The organism is Mesorhizobium ventifaucium (genome assembly GCF_935822925.1).
Classification (GTDB): Bacteria; Pseudomonadota; Alphaproteobacteria; order Rhizobiales; family Rhizobiaceae; genus Mesorhizobium; species Mesorhizobium ventifaucium.
In genome coordinates, this window is sequence record NZ_CAKXZS010000016.1 from 54,778 (window position 1) to 72,509 (window position 17,732).

At 63.1% G+C, this 17,732-nt stretch carries 19 protein-coding genes and 1 pseudogene; 8 read left to right on the forward strand and 12 right to left on the reverse strand.

Translation table 11 applies throughout. The annotated features are described in order from the left end of the window. Positions 1-2: 2 nt before the first annotated feature. Genes ehuC through NMG70_RS14990 form a run of 4 tightly spaced genes read left to right on the forward strand, consistent with a single transcriptional unit; the run spans position 3 to position 2,888 of the window. Positions 3-731, forward strand: a complete 729-nt coding sequence (gene ehuC / locus NMG70_RS14975) for an ectoine/hydroxyectoine ABC transporter permease subunit EhuC (RefSeq protein WP_254025252.1) — start codon at positions 3-5, stop codon at positions 729-731. Beyond that, on the forward strand, positions 728-1,387 hold the full coding sequence (ehuD, locus tag NMG70_RS14980) for an ectoine/hydroxyectoine ABC transporter permease subunit EhuD (RefSeq protein WP_254025253.1): 660 nt from the start codon (positions 728-730) through the stop codon (positions 1,385-1,387). Before ehuC ends, ehuD begins: the two co-directional genes overlap by 4 nt. Next, positions 1,384-2,163 (forward strand): ectoine/hydroxyectoine ABC transporter ATP-binding protein EhuA, encoded by a 780-nt coding sequence (gene ehuA / locus NMG70_RS14985; RefSeq protein ID WP_301555157.1) that lies wholly within the window; start codon positions 1,384-1,386, stop codon positions 2,161-2,163. The genes ehuD and ehuA overlap by 4 nt, the downstream gene beginning before the upstream one ends. After that, positions 2,160-2,888, forward strand: coding sequence for a GntR family transcriptional regulator (locus tag NMG70_RS14990; RefSeq protein ID WP_254025254.1), 729 nt, complete (start codon positions 2,160-2,162; stop codon positions 2,886-2,888). Before ehuA ends, NMG70_RS14990 begins: the two co-directional genes overlap by 4 nt. Positions 2,889-2,915: 27 nt before the next feature. Here the strand turns inward: NMG70_RS14990 and NMG70_RS14995 are convergent, their stop codons facing one another. Beyond that, entirely contained in the window at positions 2,916-3,221 is a 306-nt protein-coding gene (locus tag NMG70_RS14995; RefSeq protein WP_436798394.1) for a hypothetical protein, read from the reverse strand. Between the two features lie 6 nt (positions 3,222-3,227). Further along, positions 3,228-3,961 (reverse strand): annotated as a pseudogene (locus NMG70_RS15000) (DUF899 domain-containing protein). A 90-nt stretch (positions 3,962-4,051) separates the two neighbouring features. On the opposite strand from NMG70_RS15000, the gene NMG70_RS15005 reads away from it, so the two are divergent. Beyond that, a complete protein-coding gene (locus NMG70_RS15005) occupies positions 4,052-5,272 on the forward strand; it encodes a helix-turn-helix domain-containing protein (RefSeq protein ID WP_254025255.1) in 1,221 nt (406 codons plus the stop codon). 39 nt (positions 5,273-5,311) lie between these two features. Continuing rightward, on the forward strand, positions 5,312-5,962 hold the full coding sequence (locus NMG70_RS15010; RefSeq protein ID WP_254025256.1) for a Vgb family protein: 651 nt from the start codon (positions 5,312-5,314) through the stop codon (positions 5,960-5,962). A gap of 60 nt (positions 5,963-6,022) precedes the next feature. Here the strand turns inward: NMG70_RS15010 and NMG70_RS15015 are convergent, their stop codons facing one another. The 8 genes from NMG70_RS15015 to NMG70_RS15050 all read right to left on the reverse strand — a co-directional run bounded on the left by NMG70_RS15015 (position 6,023) and on the right by NMG70_RS15050 (position 13,356). Next, entirely contained in the window at positions 6,023-6,508 is a 486-nt protein-coding gene (locus NMG70_RS15015; RefSeq protein WP_254025257.1) for a MaoC/PaaZ C-terminal domain-containing protein, read from the reverse strand. Position 6,509: 1 nt separating this feature from the next. Continuing rightward, complete coding sequence (locus NMG70_RS15020) at positions 6,510-7,586, reverse strand: Gfo/Idh/MocA family protein (protein ID WP_254025258.1); 1,077 nt, start codon at positions 7,584-7,586, stop codon at positions 6,510-6,512. Beyond that, on the reverse strand, positions 7,579-7,908 hold the full coding sequence (locus NMG70_RS15025) for an L-rhamnose mutarotase (protein ID WP_254025259.1): 330 nt from the start codon (positions 7,906-7,908) through the stop codon (positions 7,579-7,581). The genes NMG70_RS15020 and NMG70_RS15025 overlap by 8 nt, the downstream gene beginning before the upstream one ends. 9 nt (positions 7,909-7,917) lie before the next feature. After that, complete coding sequence (locus NMG70_RS15030) at positions 7,918-9,030, reverse strand: mandelate racemase/muconate lactonizing enzyme family protein (RefSeq protein ID WP_254025260.1); 1,113 nt, start codon at positions 9,028-9,030, stop codon at positions 7,918-7,920. 4 nt (positions 9,031-9,034) lie between these two features. Next, entirely contained in the window at positions 9,035-10,132 is a 1,098-nt protein-coding gene (locus tag NMG70_RS15035) for an ABC transporter ATP-binding protein (RefSeq protein WP_254025261.1), read from the reverse strand. 1 nt (position 10,133) lies between these two features. Next, positions 10,134-11,000: a carbohydrate ABC transporter permease gene (locus tag NMG70_RS15040; protein WP_254025262.1), complete on the reverse strand. Its 867-nt coding sequence runs from the start codon at positions 10,998-11,000 to the stop codon at positions 10,134-10,136. 2 nt (positions 11,001-11,002) lie between these two features. Beyond that, the gene (locus NMG70_RS15045; protein ID WP_254025263.1) at positions 11,003-11,899 is read right to left on the reverse strand and encodes a carbohydrate ABC transporter permease; all 897 of its coding nucleotides are present in this window, start codon (positions 11,897-11,899) and stop codon (positions 11,003-11,005) included. 137 nt (positions 11,900-12,036) lie between these two features. Further along, entirely contained in the window at positions 12,037-13,356 is a 1,320-nt protein-coding gene (locus tag NMG70_RS15050) for a type 2 periplasmic-binding domain-containing protein (RefSeq protein WP_254025264.1), read from the reverse strand. A gap of 158 nt (positions 13,357-13,514) precedes the next feature. On the opposite strand from NMG70_RS15050, the gene NMG70_RS15055 reads away from it, so the two are divergent. Both NMG70_RS15055 and NMG70_RS15060 read left to right on the forward strand, forming a co-directional pair. Continuing rightward, positions 13,515-14,303: an IclR family transcriptional regulator gene (locus NMG70_RS15055; RefSeq protein ID WP_254025265.1), complete on the forward strand. Its 789-nt coding sequence runs from the start codon at positions 13,515-13,517 to the stop codon at positions 14,301-14,303. Positions 14,304-14,370: 67 nt separating this feature from the next. Next, positions 14,371-15,207 carry an amidohydrolase family protein gene (locus NMG70_RS15060; RefSeq protein WP_254025266.1) on the forward strand — a complete coding sequence of 279 codons (837 nt, stop codon included), beginning with the start codon at positions 14,371-14,373 and terminating at the stop codon, positions 15,205-15,207. A 171-nt stretch (positions 15,208-15,378) separates the two neighbouring features. Here NMG70_RS15060 and NMG70_RS15065 read toward each other — a convergent pair whose 3' ends face one another. Both NMG70_RS15065 and NMG70_RS15070 read right to left on the reverse strand, forming a co-directional pair. Beyond that, positions 15,379-16,575: an ABC transporter substrate-binding protein gene (locus tag NMG70_RS15065; protein WP_254025267.1), complete on the reverse strand. Its 1,197-nt coding sequence runs from the start codon at positions 16,573-16,575 to the stop codon at positions 15,379-15,381. Then, positions 16,572-17,732 (reverse strand): CaiB/BaiF CoA transferase family protein, encoded by a 1,161-nt coding sequence (locus NMG70_RS15070; protein ID WP_254025268.1) that lies wholly within the window; start codon positions 17,730-17,732, stop codon positions 16,572-16,574. The genes NMG70_RS15065 and NMG70_RS15070 overlap by 4 nt, the downstream gene beginning before the upstream one ends.

A 17,732-nucleotide genomic window follows, 5' to 3' on the forward strand; every position in this document is an offset into this window, starting at 1 on the left:
GCATGGGAATCCGTACGCTCGTTGCCATGCTGGCCGTCGCGCTTGTCGTGATCGGTGCCTTGGCAACACAGGAATCTTACAAAGTGTTTATGCCGGGGCTGCTGCAAGGCGCGGTCCTGACGATCGAGATCGCTGTCCTCGGCAGCCTGCTGGCAATTGTTATGGGCGTGCTGGCGGCGCTGGCAAGGATGTATGGCCCGGCGCCGCTCAGATGGCTGGCCACGGTCTATGTCGAGATCTTCCGCGGCACGTCGGCGCTGGTGCAATTGTTTTGGCTGTTTTTCGTGCTGCCGCAATTCGGTGTCATGCTTGACGCATTTCTGGTTGCTGTCCTGGCGCTCGGCCTGAACGTTGGTGCTTACGGGTCGGAAGTCGTGCGCGGTGCGATCCAGTCCGTCGCCCGCGGACAGTGGGAGGCGTCTACCGCACTGAACATGAGCCGCCCCCAGATGTTGCGCCGGATCATCCTGCCGCAGGCTTTCGTCGCCATGATCCCGCCTTGGGGCAATTTGTTCATCGAGCTTTTGAAATCGACAGCGCTGGTCTCGCTGATCACGCTCTCGGACCTCGCCTTCAAGGCGCAGCAAATGAACCAGAACACGTTCAAGACCATTCCGATCTTCACCCTCGTCCTGCTGATGTACTTGGCAATGTCGCTGGTTGTGACCATCGGCATGCGGCTTCTCGAAAGGCGGGCTTCGCTCGGACTGGCGCGGGGGAAGGCAGCATGATCTGGGACTGGGCATTTGCTTTTGAAATCCTGCCGGTGCTCGCCAGCGCTGCCATCGTTTCCATCGAGGCGACGCTGATCGGCTTTGCGCTTGCCGCCTCGCTTGGCCTGGTGCTGGCGGTCGCCCGCATCGCCGTGCCGTGGACCGGCTGGACGATTTCGGTGCTGGTCGAATTGATCCGGTCGACCCCGCTGCTGATCCAGATATTCTTTCTCTATTTCGTCTTTCCGAAATTTGGCGTCGTGCTCGACGCCTTCACCGCCGGGGTGCTTGCCATCGGCATCCACTACGCAGCCTATTGTTCCGAGGTCTATCGCGCCGGTTTCGACAACATCCATCGCGGCCAGTGGGAAGCCTCGGTCGCGCTCAATCTGTCAGCCTGGACGACGTTCCGCGACATCATCATTCCGCAGGCGATCCCGCCGATCGTTCCGGCGCTCGGCAACTATCTGGTTGCCTTGTTCAAGGAGACGCCATTGCTTTCCGCAATCGCCGTGCTGGAGCTGATGCAGACGGCCAAGATCATCGGCTCCGAAACCTTCCGCTACACGGAGCCGATGACGCTGGTCGGCCTGTTCTTCCTTGCCATGAGCCTGGTTTCGGCCGCGCTCATTCGCTCCCTCGAAGGCTTGCTCAACCGGAGGACCATGCGATGACGGAACAACCGATGGTCCGCTTCGACAATGTTTCGAAACGCTACGGAGCGCTGACAGTTCTCGACGGGCTCAATCTGGACATAGCACGCGGCGAAAAGGTTTCCATCATCGGCCCCTCAGGCTCCGGCAAGACCACGGTGCTGCGCATGCTGATGACGCTGGAGACGATCAATGACGGCGTCATCTGGGTCGAAGGCGAGCCGCTCACCCACATGGAGAGGAACGGCAAGCTTGTTCCCGCCGATCTCGCGCACATCCGCAAGATCCGCGCCAAGATCGGCATGGTATTCCAGTCGTTCAACCTGTTCCCGCACATGACGGCGATGCAGAACTGCATCGAGGCACCGATAACCGTGCTCGGCATGAAGCGGGCCGATGCCGAGGCGCGTGCGGCCGAACTGCTCGACATGGTCGGCTTGTCGGAGAAAAAGGACCACTATCCCTCGCAGCTTTCCGGCGGCCAGCAGCAGCGTGTCGCCATCGCGCGCGCTTGCGCCATGCGGCCCAAGATCATGCTGTTCGACGAGGTGACCTCGGCACTCGATCCCGAACTCGTCGGCGAAGTGCTTGAAGTCATCCGAAAGCTCGGCAGGGAACATGACCTCACCATGTTGATGGTCACCCACCAGATGGGATTTGCCAAGGAATTCTCCGATCGCGTCTGCTTTTTCCATGCCGGCAAGATCTGCGAGCAGGGGCCGCCAAGCGAGTTGTTCGGCGCCCCCAAGAACGAGCGGACGCGGCAGTTCCTGCACGCTGTCCTGGAGGCTGGATGACGCTTGAGACAGATGCCACGCCGCTGGTCGCGACCGCCGCGCCGCGCCCGCTTTCGGCGCGGGAGCGGTTCGAGCGTATTTACCGGATATTGCGCGACCGCATCTGCCTGCTCGACTACGCGCCGGGTAGCCATCTCTCCGAGAAAGAGCTTGCCCAGGAATTCCAGATCAGCCGCACGCCGGTTCGCCGTGTCCTGGCGCGCCTCGAATCCGAGGGTCTGGTTCAATCCGTCCATGGCGTCGGCACGATCGTCACCGATGTCGACATCGAGGAATTGCAGCAGGTCTATCACTTGCGCCTGGAGCTGGCGCTCCTCGTCGGCAAGCTTTCGCCGATCCCGCGCACGGCGGACGACCTCGACCGGATAAGGGCACTCATCGCGCGCTGCGATTCCGATGTGCTCAATCCCGACCAGCGCGCTTTCCTGCGCCTCAACATGGATTTTTTCTACGAGCTCACCGCGATGACCGGCAACCAGCCGCTGCGCGAGATCAGCGAGCGCCTGTATTTTCAGGTCGCGCGCGTCGTCCTGAAGATGATGCCGCAGTTGGGCCTTGTCGAAGAGTTCACTGCGTTCCGCCGCGAAATGGAAGAGGTGCTTGCCGCCGCCGAGATCGGCGACTGGGAGTCCATCGGGCACATAAGGCGAGCTCATATCTCGATGAGTTTTCGCCGCATGATGCGTCATGCAGGCGAGGTCAGTACGTCCGGCGAAACGCTGTAGTTTATGTTTGATCTGGCGAACGCCGGATCACGACCGGCGGGCAGCGCTTCGTCGGCCGGCGACCAGCTTCAGCCAAGGCGCCGAATGGAAGGCGCTCATCAGCAAGTACATCATCGCCATTCCGCTCAGCGGCGACGCATCTTGCGCCGCCGAGCAGATCATGTCCGCATCACCGGTGACGGCCGTCAGCAGCGCCATCATTGCGAAGGTTGGCGCGGCTGCCAGGGATAGCCAGTCGGCCGCGCCGCGGGCGGCGACATTGTCGCTTGGGAAATCGGCAGATTTGCTGCCTGCGGGCGGCATCTTCTGCGTGTGGTTGGAGTGCAGTGTCATCGAACGTCAGCCCTGGCCGTACTCGTCGTGGCGGCGCCACCAGACGCCCGTCTCGTTACGCCCTTGGGGCGCGCGGTCGAGCCACTGATACATGCCCCAGAGGCCGTCCAGTCCGCGCGCATAGGTGGAATAGGCGTGGTAGACGACGCCGTTGTCTAGCACGAATGCGCTCATGCCTGGCCTCTCGCGCGTGTACGTGGCCATGTCTGTTCCGCTCATTGCAGCGAAGGTCACGGAGCCGTCGGCAGTCGTACGCGAGGGTATCTCGGCGAGAGGCGCCTCGCGGACATAGTTGTATTCGATGCCTTGCTCGCGCTGCTGCTCCTCGGTGAACGAAACGTCGAAGTCGAAATTGAAGTCGCTGCCGTGTGAGGAGGCCCAGGGGAACGTCCATCCCATCCGCCGCTTGTACGCCTGCAGCTTCGAGAGCGGTGCCCGCGATACCGCCGAAAGCATGACGTCGTGATTGGCCAGGTGGACGACGAAGCCGTCGAATCCATCCGCGATCGCTGAGCAGGCCGGACAGCCCGCCGTATAATCGGGCCCGAACATGAAGTGGTAGACGAGAAGTTGCGAGCGTCCCTGAAAAGGTCTGCCAGTGAAGCGCTGCCTTCGTCGGTCTCGAATCGGTAATCCTTGTCGAACCGAACCCAAGGCAGTTCCTGCCGCCGCCGCGCCACCTCGTCGCTTTGTCGCGTGAGCTCCTTCTCTGCCTCCTCTATGTCCTGCCTCGTTCGCACCGTTTTCTTACGGCGCGCTAGTTGTTGGTCCTGAGATAGATTAGGACCGGATTTCGAATGGTGAGAGTTACAAGTGTGACGGGATTCCGATTGGATTCGCTGATCACCGCTGCGGCGCGCGCCCTCGCAACGGGTGATCCCCTTGGCGCTTTGAAGCGGGTCGCCCTGCGTGACGATGCGCCTGCGCTTGCGCTGCGCGGCATCGCGATGGCGCAGCTCGGCGATCTCGTTCGCGCAAAGGCTCTTCTCAAAAGTGCTGCGCGCGCCTTCGGTCCAAAAGAGGCTGTGGCCCGCGCGAGGTGCGTCGTCGCCGAAGCCGAGATCGCACTCGTCTCGCGCGACCTCGGCTGGCCGGCGAAGGCACTCGACGCCGCGCGGTCGACGCTTGAAAAGCACGGCGACCACGTCAATGCCGCGCATGCGCGCAATCTCGAAGCTCGCCGCCTGCTCCTGATCGGACGCCTTGATGAGGCCGAGAGCAGGCTCGCCGGGTTCGACCCGACAACGCTCCCGCCCGCGTCGAGGGCCGCCCACGAGCTGGTGACTGCGGGGCTCGCGATACGCCGCCTCCGCACCAAGGCGGCGCGGGCTGCGCTCGCGCGGGCCGAGCACGCCGCCCGCCAGGCGGACATTCCAGCGCTGACGGCCGAGGTTGAAGATGCATCCCTGGTGATGAACACGCCCGCGGCGCGGCTGATCGCGTGTGGTGAGGAGCGCCCGCTCCTGCTCGAGGAGGTCGAAGCGCTGATGGCGTCGGGGGCGCTCGTCGTCGACGCTTGCCGCAATGTCGTGCGGGACGCCGGCACCATCGTCTCGCTGGCGACGCGCCCGGTCCTGTTCGCGCTTGCGCGCGCGCTGGGCGAAGCCTGGCCCGCCGACGTGCCGCGGGCCACGCTCGTCGCCCGCGCCTTCGGCGGCAAGCACGCCGATGAATCGCATCGAGCACGGTTGCGGGTCGAAGTCGGTCGGCTTCGGGTGGAGTTGCGGTCACTGGCCGATGTGAGCGCGACCAAGCGAGGCTTTGCGCTTAAGCCGCGCCGCCCACGCGATGTCGTGGTGCTGGCGCCGCCGGTCGACGAGCCGCATGCAGCGGTGCTCGCCTTCCTCGCCGACGGCGAGTCGTGGTCGAGCTCGGCGCTCGCAATTGCGCTCGGAGCCAGCTCGCGCACCGTGCAGCGCTCGCTCGAGCAGCTTGCGGCGGCAGGCAAGGTGCAGTCGTACGGCCGCGGGCGAGCGCGCCGTTGGATGACCCCGCCCGTGCCGGGATTCCCGACAATCTTGTTACTCCCCGGCTCACTGTCGGGTTATTAGTGTCGGGACAATTCAACAGATCTGAGGTGGAGGAGAAGCATGAAACGATCTGCAGCCGAAGTCCTCCGCGAATATGGACCCTTTCCGGGTGTCGATCAGGTGGCTGGGGTTACGTTCGACGGTCAGCACGTATGGTTTGCGTCAGGAGACAGGCTGAACGCCTTGGATCCTGCGAGCGGGAAGGTGGTGCGCGCGATCGATGTCGCCGCGCACGCAGGAACGGCCTTCGACGGTCAGCACCTGTTCCAGATCGCCGAAGATCGCATCCAGAAGATCGATCCCAACACCGGCCGCGTGCTCGCCACGATTCCGGCGCCAGGTGGCGGCGGCGACTCCGGGCTCGCCTGGGCCGAAGGCTCACTTTGGGTGGGGCAGAATCGCGGTCGCAAAATCCATCAGATCGATCCGCAGACAGGGGCAGTTCTTCGCACAATCGATTCCAACCGTATCGTCACAGGGGTCACCTGGATCGACGGCGAACTCTGGCACGGCACCTGGGAAGGTGACGAGAGCGACGTCAGGCGGATAGATCCTGAAACCGGAAAGGTTCTGGAGAAGCTCGATATGCCGCCTGGAACAGGCGTGTCAGGGCTCGAGTCCGATGGTGGCGACCAATTTTTTTGCGGCGGTGGAAACAGCGGCAAGGTGAGAGCCATCCGCCGACCCAGGCGAGGCTCCACGAGCAAGTAACCGAAGCGGCCCTCGCGGGCGCACTTTCCCCTTTGACGAACCGTCCGCCGGGAGCGGCCATCAATGCGGCGGACCGGATCGCTGGAGCCCTAAGCGCTTCGGCTTGTCGCGGCGCTCGACGATGTAGATATGGTCAGCCACCAGGACCACATTGCCATGCTGGTTGATCACCTCGCAGCGCTCGATGACGCGACCCGACTCCGGCCGCTTCGGGTCGTCTTCCTTGGCTGAGATGGTGGTGCGGGTCTTGATCGTATCGCCGATGAACACCGGCTTGATGAAGCGCAACCTGTCATAGCCATAGGAGAAGGCGACCGGGTTGATGACGCTTGCCGTCAGCCCGACGCCGACCGAAAACACCAGCGTGCCATGGGCGATGCGCTGTCCGAACGGCGTCGTCTTCATGAACTCGGCGTCCATGTGGTGAGGGAAGAAATCCCCGGTATGTCCGGCATGCACGACGAAGTCGGTCTCGGTGATGGTGCGCCCGCTGGTCATGCGCGACGCGCCGATCTGGTAATCCTCGAAATAGACAGTCTGCTCCATGTCAGGGCCTCGCCGCGATCGGTGTTGCCGGCGCCGCGCTCGATTGGTAGGCGGCCTCGACCAGTGCCATGGTGTTCCAGGCGTCCTCGACGGAACTGACAAGTTCGGCGTCCTCGCCCGATGCATAGCGCTGGACATTAGCCATGCGGCCGACAAAGGCGTCCGGAAACCATTTGCCGACGAGCGGCACCGTAGTCCAGTCGGAGCCGCCCTTCGGATAGATTTCAAGAATATCAGGCTCGCCGCGCGGATAGTCGAGATTGAGCCCGAGTTTGAGATAGGCGGCGCCCTCGGTGCCGCAGATGCGGAACTCGCAGACCTGGTGTTTTCGGCCAAATTTATGATCGTGATTGATCGACAGCGCACAGCGAACTGTATCGCGATAGTCGAGGATCGCGCTGGTGCGCGTTTGCGCAACCTTATGGCCGGGATGACCGAGCGTCTTTGCGTGAACGCCCAGGGGATCGCCGAGCAATTGCCGGATCAGGTCGAGATAATGGATCGAATGCATGGCAATCTCGACGCGCGGCGCCTTGAGCAGGAACTCCCACAGCTGCCAGGGCGTCGCCAGCGCCAGCCACGCGTCGAAATCGACCACCTCGCCCAGCCAGTCCCCGGCGATCGCATCCTTCAGCGCCAGCATCATCGGCGCGAAGCGGAGCTGGAAATTCACCGCCGCCTTCAGGTTTTTGGAGCGGCAGATTTCGAGGATCTCGCTCGCCTCGGTCAGATCACTGCCCATCGGCTTCTGGATCAGCGCTACGGCGCCGTCAGGCAAGGCCCTGAGCACGCCGGCATGATGAGCCGGCGGCGTCGCCAGGTCGAAGATGACGCCGTCGATTGACGCAGCCTCCTCGGTCGACCGGTAAGCGGCGACGCCCCATTTGGCCGCGAGTTTTTCAGCCTTGCCCTGATCGGGATCGAAAAGCCCGGCGACCGGGAAGCCGGCTTTCGCATAGGCCGGGAAATGCGCATCGCCGACGATCGAGCCGGCGCCGAAAATCACGATCGGTCTCGGCTTGGACGGCTGCGCCCATGCCTGGGAGAGCGAGGCTGGGTCGAAAACGCCATCAGTCATGATGGAAGACTTCGTCCATCGATGCCCACCACTCGCCCTCCTTGCGGGTCGGCAGCGGCTCCTGGCAAGGCATGCACAGCGCCCACCATTCCTGCGTCTTGGGATCGGCGGCCATCTTCGCCATGTCGGCGGCATAGTCGGTGCCGTGATATTCGAAGGCGCTGAACAAGAGGTGCTCCGGCTCCTTGAGGTAGATCGAATAATTTTTGATGTTGCAGGCGGAAATCATGGCAAGCACTTCAGGCCAGACGGCAGCGTGAAGCCGCACATATTCAGTGACCTTTTCCGGCTTGAGGCCGAGCACCATTCCCATCCGCTGCATGTCCGGCTCCTATTTTTTTATATCGGTCGTGAATTCCGCGATGCTCTTCGCCTTGACGGCGTCCCAGTCCCAGTCGATGCCGATGCCGGGCTCGTCCGGCGCCAATGCGTGCCCATTCTTGATGCGCATTTTCTTGGCGGTCAGCTCGTCAAGCTGGGGAATATACTCGACATATCGGCCGTTCTGAATGGCGCAGGTCAGGCTGACATGCAGTTCCATCAGGAAATGTGGGCAGACCGGGATGTCGAACGCCTCGGCCGCATGCGCAACCTTCAGCCACGGTGTGATGCCGCCGATGCGGCCGACATCGACCTGCACGATCGAGCAGCCGCCTTTTTGCATATATTCGCGGAAATGGCGGATCGAGTAGAGCGACTCGCCAATGGCGATCGGCGTCGACGTCGCATTCGACAGCCGTACATGGCCGTCTATGTCGTCGGCCGGCAGCGGTTCCTCGATCCAGGCGAGGTCGAGGTCGCGCAGCCGCTCCGCCCGGCGGATCGCCTCGTCGACCGAAAAGCCCTGATTGCAGTCGGTCATGATCTCGTAGGATGAGCCGACCGCCTGGCGCACCGCGGTCAGCCGGGCAAGATCCTCGGAGCCGCGCGGCTTGCCGATCTTGACCTTCGAACCGCGAAAACCCTTGGCTTTGGCGGCCAGCGCATCGTCGACCAGCGCCTCGGTCTCGATATGAAGCCAGCCGCCTTCGGTCGTGTAGAGCGGACAACGGTCCTTGGCGCCGCCGGCCAGCTTCCACAGCGGCAGGTTTTGCTTCTTCGCCCTGAGATCCCACAGCGCCGTATCGATGGCAGCGAGCGCGATTGCCGTGATAGCGCCGATCGTCGTGGCGTGGGTGGCAAATTCGAGCTCGTGCCAGATCGCCTCAATCGTGTCGGCGTCACGGCCGATCAGCCGCGGTGCAAGGTGATCGGCCAGGAGCCGCATCACCGAGGAGCCGCCGGTGCCGATCGTGTAGCTGTAGCCGGTGCCGACTGCGCCGTCGGCGTCGGTGATGGTAACGATCGGCGTTTCCTGGCTGACAAAACTCTGGATCGCATCGGTGCGCTTGACCTTCGGCACCAGGTCGACCATGCGCAGTTCGACTTTCTCGATCTTTGCCATGACGTTAACCTCGCAATGTCTTGCCCGTTTCAGCAGAAAACAGATGGGCCTGCGAGAGGTCCAGACTCATCTTAAGCCGGTCGCCTGGCCTTAGCGGCTTCGGGTTCAGCATGCGCGATACCCAGTCGCTGCCGTTGAATTCGGCGAACACCAGCGTCTCGTTGCCGAGCGGCTCGGTGACGGTCACCGGCAATTCCAGCTGATGGACGTCAACGTCCTCGCCGGAGCTGATGCCGTGTCCCGTCGGATAAATGTCGTCGGGCCTGAGGCCGAACACGACCTTGTCGCCGGTTCCGACATTGGCCTTGAACTGGCTGGGTAGAGGCAATCTCTCGCCGCTGGCGAACAGCAATTGTCCGTCGTCGACGGCTGCCTCGTGCAGGTTCATCGGCGGCGAGCCGATAAAGCCCGCCACGAAGCGCGTCTGCGGCCGGCGGAAGACCTCGTCGGGCGTGCCGACCTGCTCGATGAAACCGTCGCGCATGATGACGATGCGGTCGGCCAGCGTCATCGCCTCAACCTGGTCGTGCGTGACGTAGATCACCGTCGACTGGACCTTGGCGTGCAGCTTCTTGATCTCGGTGCGCATCTGCGTCCGAAGCTTCGCATCGAGATTGGAAAGCGGCTCGTCGAACAGGAAGACGTCGGGATCGCGGACGATGGCGCGGCCCATGGCGACGCGCTGGCGCTGTCCGCCCGACAGCTGTGACGGCCGGCGGTCGAGCAACTGGTCGAGGTCGAGAATGCCCGATGCCTCGGCGACGCGGCGATCCATCTCCTCTTTCGCGGCCCCAGCGATCTTCAGCGAGAAGCCGAGGTTCTCGCGCACGGTCATATGCGGGTAGAGTGCATAGGACTGGAACACCATCGAGATGTTGCGCGAGCGCGGCGGCAGGTCGTTGACCATGCGGCCGCCGATCTCGATGACCCCGTCGCTGATCGCCTCGAGGCCGGCGATCATGCGCAGGGTTGTCGACTTGCCGCAGCCGGACGGCCCGACCAGCGCGATGAACTCGCGATCGGCGACCTCGAGGTCGATGCCGTGCACGACCGCCACTGGGCCATAGCTTTTGGTGAGTTTCTTGAGGGATACGGTTGCCATGTCAGCCTTTAACCGCGCCGGAGGTGAGGCCGCCGACGAGGTGTTTCTGGACGATGAAGGTAAGCGTGAGCGCCGGGATTATCATGACCACCGCCAGCGCGCACATGCCGCGCCAGTCGATGGTGAACTCGGCCGTATAATCGAGCAGGCCCACCGGCAGCGTCTTGGAGTTGATCGAGCGCGTCAGCTGCGAGGCCAGCGCAAACTCGTTCCACGACGTGAGGAAGGCAAAGATGCCGGCCGAGGCGATACCAGGCCCGGCAAGCGGAAACTCGACCTGCCAGAAGGCCTGCCAGCGCGTGCAGCCGTCGATCTGCGCCGCCTCGGCGAGGTCTTTCGGCACCTGCCGGAAAAAGCCGTCGATCAGCCAGATGGTGAAGGGCACGTTGAGCGCGACATAGACGAGGATCAGCCCAAAATGCGTGTCGATGATGCCGAGCCGCGCAAAGACGAAGAACAGCGGCAGCGACAGTGCAATGCCGGGCACTGTGCGCGTCAGCATCAGGCCAAGGAACATGGCCGACTTGGCACGGAAGCGATAGCGGGCAAAGGCATAGCCGCCGGCCATGCCGATGGCGATGGCGATCACCGTCGAGGTCACCGAGATGATCAGCGAATTGCGGAAATAATCGAGCACCGGGATGCCGCCCTTGCCGACGCCGCTGAACATGGCGACGTAGGCGTCGAGCGAAAGCTGCTGCGGGATCCATACCGGCGGCTTGGCCATGATCTCGACGGTCGGCCGCAGCGACGACAAGACGATCCAGATGCCGGGCAGGCAGATGACCAGCATGGCCAGGAACAATCCGACGCCGTGAGCGATGCCGAGCGCCTTGTTGCGGACGCGATGCAGGCAGTTCTGGTCCATCCTCACCACTCCGCCGCGATCTGCGTGCGCGCCGCGGCGAGCTTGCGGTAGAAATAGACAGTGAACAGGATCGACAGCAGGATCGAGAAATAGGCCATGGCGTTGGCCATCCCCATCCTGGCGTCGCTGTAGGCGGTGCGGGCGACGAGCGTCCAGACGAGTTCGGTGCGGCCGGCGGGACCGCCATCGGTCATGATCTTGACGATGTCATAGGCGCGCGCCACGTCGAGCGAGCGGATGGTCATGGCAATGAAAGCAAACGGCATGATGAACGGCCAGGTGACATAGCGAAATGTCTGCCACGGCGTGCAGCCGTCGACGCGGGCCGCCTCGACCGGCTCGCGCGGCATCGCCAGCAACCCGGCAAGGATCAGGATCGCGAACACGGAAGTCGACGACCAGATCTCGGCGGTGAGGATGGCGATGAAGGCCAGATTGCCGTCGATCAGCCACGGAATGGCGCGGTCGGTCAGGCCGAGCGCCTGCAATGCGTTGTTCACCAGGCCGATATTGTCGTTGAACATGAATTTGAACTGGAACCCGACGAGGATCGGCGAAAACATCATCGGGAACATCATGATGGTGCGCAGGACCCGCTGTCCGCGCGAGGCCTTCTCCACCAGCAGCGCCAGCCCCAGCCCGATCAGCATTTCCAGATTGAGCGCGACCGTCAGCAGCACCACGGTGCGGGCGAAGGCGATCCAGAAATCCCCGTTGGTCAGGATGTTGACGTAGTTGCGCGCGCCGATGAAGACCCAGAGTGTCTCCGGCTTGGTCAGCCGGAACGGCGTGAAGCTGGAGTAGAGCGAAAGAAGCAGCGGCAAGACCACCACCGCCGCCAGCACGACGACCACCGGAAGCAGGAGCAGCAATGGCGGCGAGGGTCTCCAGCCTTTCATGTCGATCCGGTTCTGGTTGGTGCCCTGATGCCGGATGCCGCGATCGGCGAACGGTGATCAGACAAAGCGTATTGCGCATGGTTCAAAAAATCGGAGGCGCCGCTCTTCGATAAGAGCAGCGCCGCCGTGGGAAGATGTCAAAGTTTACCGGCGTCTTCGAGGATCTGGGTGGCCTTGGCGGCAGCGTCGTCCAGCGCCTGCTTGGAGGTCTTGTCGCCGAGGATGGCCGCCTGCAACTCGGGATAGACGGCGTTGGAGATTTCGATCCACTCAGGCGTCTGCGGTACGGCGAATGCGTGCTTTGCCTGTTCCTGGAAAGCCGCCAGCACTTCCGTCTTGTAAGGATCGCCGGCCGCTTGCTGGATGTCCCAGTCCCACACCGCGGTGCGGGTCGGCAGCGGTCCACTCGCTGCTTCGAGCTTCTGGCTGTCCTCGTTGGTCAGGAACCAGATCAGGGACGCCGCAGCTTCCTTGCTGGCGCAGTTTTCGGTGACCGAAAATCCATGGTGCCCCGACCAGCCGGTGCGAATGCCGGCCGAGCCCTTCGGCGCCACCTTCACCCCGACGTTGCCGGCGACTTTCGAGGACTGCGGATCATTGAAAAACCCTGCCCAGCCCGGCCAGTCGAGGTTGATGGCGACGGTGCCCGAGGCAAAGCCCTGGCCGAGATCGTCCCAGAGATAGTTGGTGGTGCCTGCCGGCACAGCCTTGGCCTTGTAGAGATTGACGAACCAGTCGAGCGCCTGCACGCCGGCCTCCGAGTTGAAGGCGGGCTTGCCGTCCTTGTCGAGATACTCGCCGCCCTCGGCGATGAGCATCTCGTAGAAGCGGCCGTTGATCGCCTCTTCCTTGCCGGCGAACTGGGTGCCGTAAAAGTCCGGCGGGCTGGCGAAGAATTCGGCCTGCTGGGCAACTTCGTCCCAGGTGTCGGGCGGCACCAGTTCCTTGCCGTGTTTGGCCTCGTAAGCGGCCTTCTTGTTTTCGTCCTGGTAAAGGCTTTTCTGGTAATAGAGCGCCGAGACGTCGAACTGCGCACGCGGCAGCATCACCAGCTTTCCGTCGAGCGTCGAGGCCTTGATCGTCGACGGCACGAAGGCGCCGATCTCCTCCTTGGGCAGCAGCGCGTTGAGATCATTGTAGATGTCAGGATATTGCGGCGCGAAGGACGAATGGTTCGAGCCGACGCACCAGTTGATGCTGCCGGACGCGATGTCCGACTTGATTTCCTTGTCGAGCTCGAAGTGGTTCTTCTTCGAGATCACGTTGACCTTGGCACCAGTCTGCTTTTCCCATTCACCGATGCGCGCGTAGAGCCCTTCATATTGCTGGCCGCCGATCAGCTTGGCGTCGATGGTGACGCCGTCGAATTTGCCGGGCAGGTCGGCAGCAAGGGCAGCGCTTGTGCCAAGTGCAAGCAGCGCCACGCCGGCCGTCAGGCCGCAAAACAGTTTCGTCATTGGTATCCTCCCAAAGAGCCTGCGTCGATCCATAGCGAGGTTTGATCGGCAGCTTCATTCATATACAAACAAAACATTTATAGGGCCGTCAAGCCGAAAGTTGTTTTGGGCAATGCCCTTATGCGTATATGAAAAGAGAAATTCACTGGAGAAGCGCAATGGCAGAGGATGAGGACGACGACCGCTATCGCGCTCCGGCGCTGGACAAGGGACTCGACATTCTCGAACTGCTGGCCGGCGTCGATGGCGGCCTGACGCAGGCGGAAATCGCCAAGAAGCTCGACCGCAGCCCCAACGAGTTCTACCGCATGCTGGACCGGTTAGTGCGGCGCGGCTATGTCACGCGGCCGGACGGCGACCGTTACTCGCTGACGCTCAAGCTGTTTGGCCTGGCGCAGCTGCACGCGCCGGTGCGCCGGCTGGTTTCCTATGCGACGCCGCTGATGCGCGAGCTTGCCGAAACCTCGCAGCAGGCAAACCAGCTTGTCGTCTTCGACCGCGGTTCCGCGGTAGTGATCGCGCAGCAGGAGGCGCCGGACTATTGGGGCATCTCGATACGCGTCGGCTCGCATATCAGCCTGTTCGACACCGGCTCCGGACATGTGCTGCTGGCGTTCCGTTCGCTGGAAGAGCGGCAGATGATGATCTCCGAACATCTGCGCAGCACCCACAAGCCGCCTCAATCGCCGGACTTCTTTGCCCGCCTCGAGCAAATCCGGCAACGCGGCTATGAAATGATGGCATCGATGCAGACCGCCGGTGTATTCAACCTGTCGGCACCTGTGCTTAGCTCGGACGGCAGGGCGATCGCCGCGCTGTCGATCCCCTACATAACTCTGATCAACGCACCCAAGGCGCCCGACATTACGAGGACGATAGAACTGTTGCTGGCAGCGACCGAAAAGCTATCGCAGCTGGCGGGAGCCGCGGCCAAGCAGGCGAAATAAATTCTTATTTGAATGAAAAATTTCTCCGTGAGATGATCTCGAAGTCGCCAAGGAGGAGCGCGCCGCCATGATCTTCGATACCCATCTGCACCTGATCGACCAGTCGGCGCTGCGCTACCCCTGGCTTTCCGGCGTGCCGGCGCTCAACCGCGATTTTTCCTACGACGAATATGCAGTCCAGGCTCGCCGCGCCGGGATAGAGGGCGCGTTGCACATGGAGGTCGATGTCGATCCGGCTGACATCGAGGCCGAAACCAGCCATGTGAAAGCGCTGTCACATCAGAAGGACAGTTTGCTGCGCGGGGCGATCGCCTCCTGCCGTCCGGAAGAGCCGGGCTTTGTCGCCTATCTCGAGCGCCAGCGCGCCGATCCTTTCGTCAAGGGTTTTCGACGTGTGCTCCACGTCGTGCCGGACGAGCTTTCGGAAGGCGCGCTGTTTCGCGAAAACATCAAGCGGCTTGCCGGCACCAAACTGACCTTCGACCTCGTCGTCCTTCCGCATCAGATCCCCAAGGCGATTGCGCTTGCCGACCTCGCGCCGGACGTGCAGTTCGTGCTCGACCATTGCGGCGTGCCCGACATCAAGGGCGGCGGTGAGCATCCCTGGCGCGAGCATATGGCGGAGATTGCGCGGCGCCCGAACGTCGTCGGCAAAATTTCCGGCGTGGTCGCCTATGCGGACGCTGGATCGTGGACTGTCGAAACGCTGCGTTCCTATGTCGAGCACACCATCCAATGCTTTGGCTGGGACCGCGTCGTGTGGGGCAGCGACTGGCCGGTCTGCACGCTTGGCGGCGGGCTTGCGACCTGGATTGCGGCAACGCACGCGCTGCTTGCCGGCACCAGCACCAATGAACGGCAAAAGCTGCTCTCCGCCAATGCGAAGCGGCTTTGGCGTTTGTAAGCGGCTTCAGATCGTCGCCGACACGTGCCGCTCGCGGCCGTGGAGCGAAACCAGCAGCACGATGACCAGGCCAAGCGCCGCCTGCACCGTCGACTGCCGGAAGCCGAGGCCGATCCGCAGCGTGGATTGCCGCGGATCAGACTATTCATGTTCTCCTCCATTTAAGCTGTTTCAGGATCCTCCACCGGCAGCGCCGGGTGCTGGGAAACTCTCCACAAACAGACGATTGAGATCGGCAACGACGCGGCCGGCATCGTGCTTCTCGGTCAGGCCGAGATTGATGCGATCGGACGCGGCTTGCTGGAATGTCATGTAGCCATCATGGCGTGGCCTGACCCAGGCACCCTCGAGCGTGGCGCGGGTGTCCATGTAGAAATTACCGGTGGCTGCGTTGACGACTGCATCGTCCCAAGCTGCGGCATGGCCGGGCTGGCCGCCGGCCGACGCATAGGGGCCGCGCTGCACCTCGCCGCTGGCGATCCAGTAGGCAAAGTCGATGGCCGCCTGCTTCGCGTTCGAAAAGGCCGACACGGCAAGGCCGGTTCCGCCGAGCGCCGAGCCGACCGGACCGGCATTGCCCTCAGCCGGAATGTCCGCGAAGGCAAGGCGGTTGCTCCGAAAGCCGGCGATGGCATAGGAGACATAGCCATAGATTAGCGGCGCGCAGGCGATCCGTGAGCCGGACCTGGCCATTTGCTCCAGGATGTCGATCGGGTCCATGCCGAGGCAGGCCGGATCGATGAGAGCCGCGATCTCGCGCATCATCTCGAAAACACGGCTGCCCATGTCAGGGTCTACGTGGTCGTCAGGGTCTACGTGGTCGTCAGGGTCTACGTGGTCGTCAGGCTCTTCGGCGGCTGGTCGGCCGAAATTGCCGGCAAGCGTGTAGAACACCATCAGCGAATGCGGCGGCCTGAGCGGCAACAGCACGCGACCTTGCCGCGCCAGGTCGAGCACGCCGGACCAGTTCGTCCGGGCGGCGGAAAGCATGTCCGGCCGCCACGCCTGCACCTGGCTTGCCGTGTCGATCGGAAACGCCCACTGCCGGCCCTGCCAGTTGTAGCTCGGATAGGACCGGCCGACGCTGCCCGCCGCCAGCGCCGCGCGTTCCGCTTCGCGGCCCGCGACGTCGAGCGGCACCAAACAGTTCTCGGCGGTGATCTGGCCGACATGCGGATGATCGATGACGATCAGATCGTAGGCACGGGCCAGTTCTTCGACCGGAAAGGATTCGAAATCCTGCAGCGAGCGCTTATCCCATTCAATGGTGACGCCGGTGCGCTGCTTCCACAGCGCCGAACAGGCGACCATCGGATCGTAGCCGCGCGGATGGCTCCAGGTCATGCCTTTGAGCATCACGTCGCTCACAATCCGAACTCCTTGCGGATCTTTGCGCTGTGCTCGCCGATGCGTGGCGCAGCCCGGTCGACCTTGGCGCGGACGCCATCGACCCTGAGCGGCGAGCGCGTGGTGAGGATCGAGACGTCATCCTCCCGCGTCACCGTCTGCAGCATGTCGAGCACCTGGAAGCCTTCGCTGGCCATCATTTCCGGCCAGGTCAGCACCTTGGCGCACCAGATATCGGCAGGCTCGAGGATGGCAAGCCATTCGTCGACCGTCTTCGTCGCGATTTTTCGCGCGATGATCGCCTTGATCTCGTCGCGGGCGGTGAACCAGGTCGACGGCTGATCGCGAAAGGGCGCTAGCTCCTCGAGCGCCAGGAGGTCGGCCAGCTTCGGGATCGGCGACATGGCGATCGCCAGATAGCCGTCCTTGGCCGGATAGACGCCGTAAGGCGCCGACAGATAGGCATGGGCGCTGCGGAAGGCCGATCGCCGCGGCAGGCGGCGTCCGTCATTGAGATGCGTGGTCAGCACCTCGAACTGTAAGTCGACCAGCGCTTCGAGCAGGCTGGTCTCGACATGGCTGCCCGTGCCGGTCAGGCCGCGCCGCACCAGTGCGGCGAGGATGCCTTGCGCGGCGGCGGAGCCCGCCAGCATGTCGGCAATCGCCAGGCCGAAGGGCACCGGCCCCTGGTCCTCGTCGCCGTTCAGCCACATCACGCCGGAACGCGCTTGCGCCAGCAGATCCTGCCCGGGCCGCTTGACCCACGGGCCTTCCTCACCATAGCCGCTGATCGAGGCATAGATTAGGCGCGGATTGATCTTGCGCACCGCCTCGTAGTCGAGACCCAGGCGCTCGATGACGCCTGGGCGGAAATTCTGGATCAGCATGTCGGCCTTGGCCAGCAGGCCGCGCAGCGCCGCAAGGTCGGCCTCGTCCTTGAGGTCGATGGCAAAGCTTTCCTTGGCGCGATTGATGGCGTGAAAGATTGTAGAGTCGCCGCCGATCTCGGTGTCGCTGAGATAAAGCCGGCGCGACAGGTCACCGCCGTCCGGGCGCTCGATCTTGATGACGCGGGCGCCGAGGTCGAGCAGCCGCAGCGAGCAGTAGGGCCCGGACAGGAACTGGCTCATGTCGACGACGACGAGTCCGGTCAGGGGCAATTCGGCAATGGCGGTCAT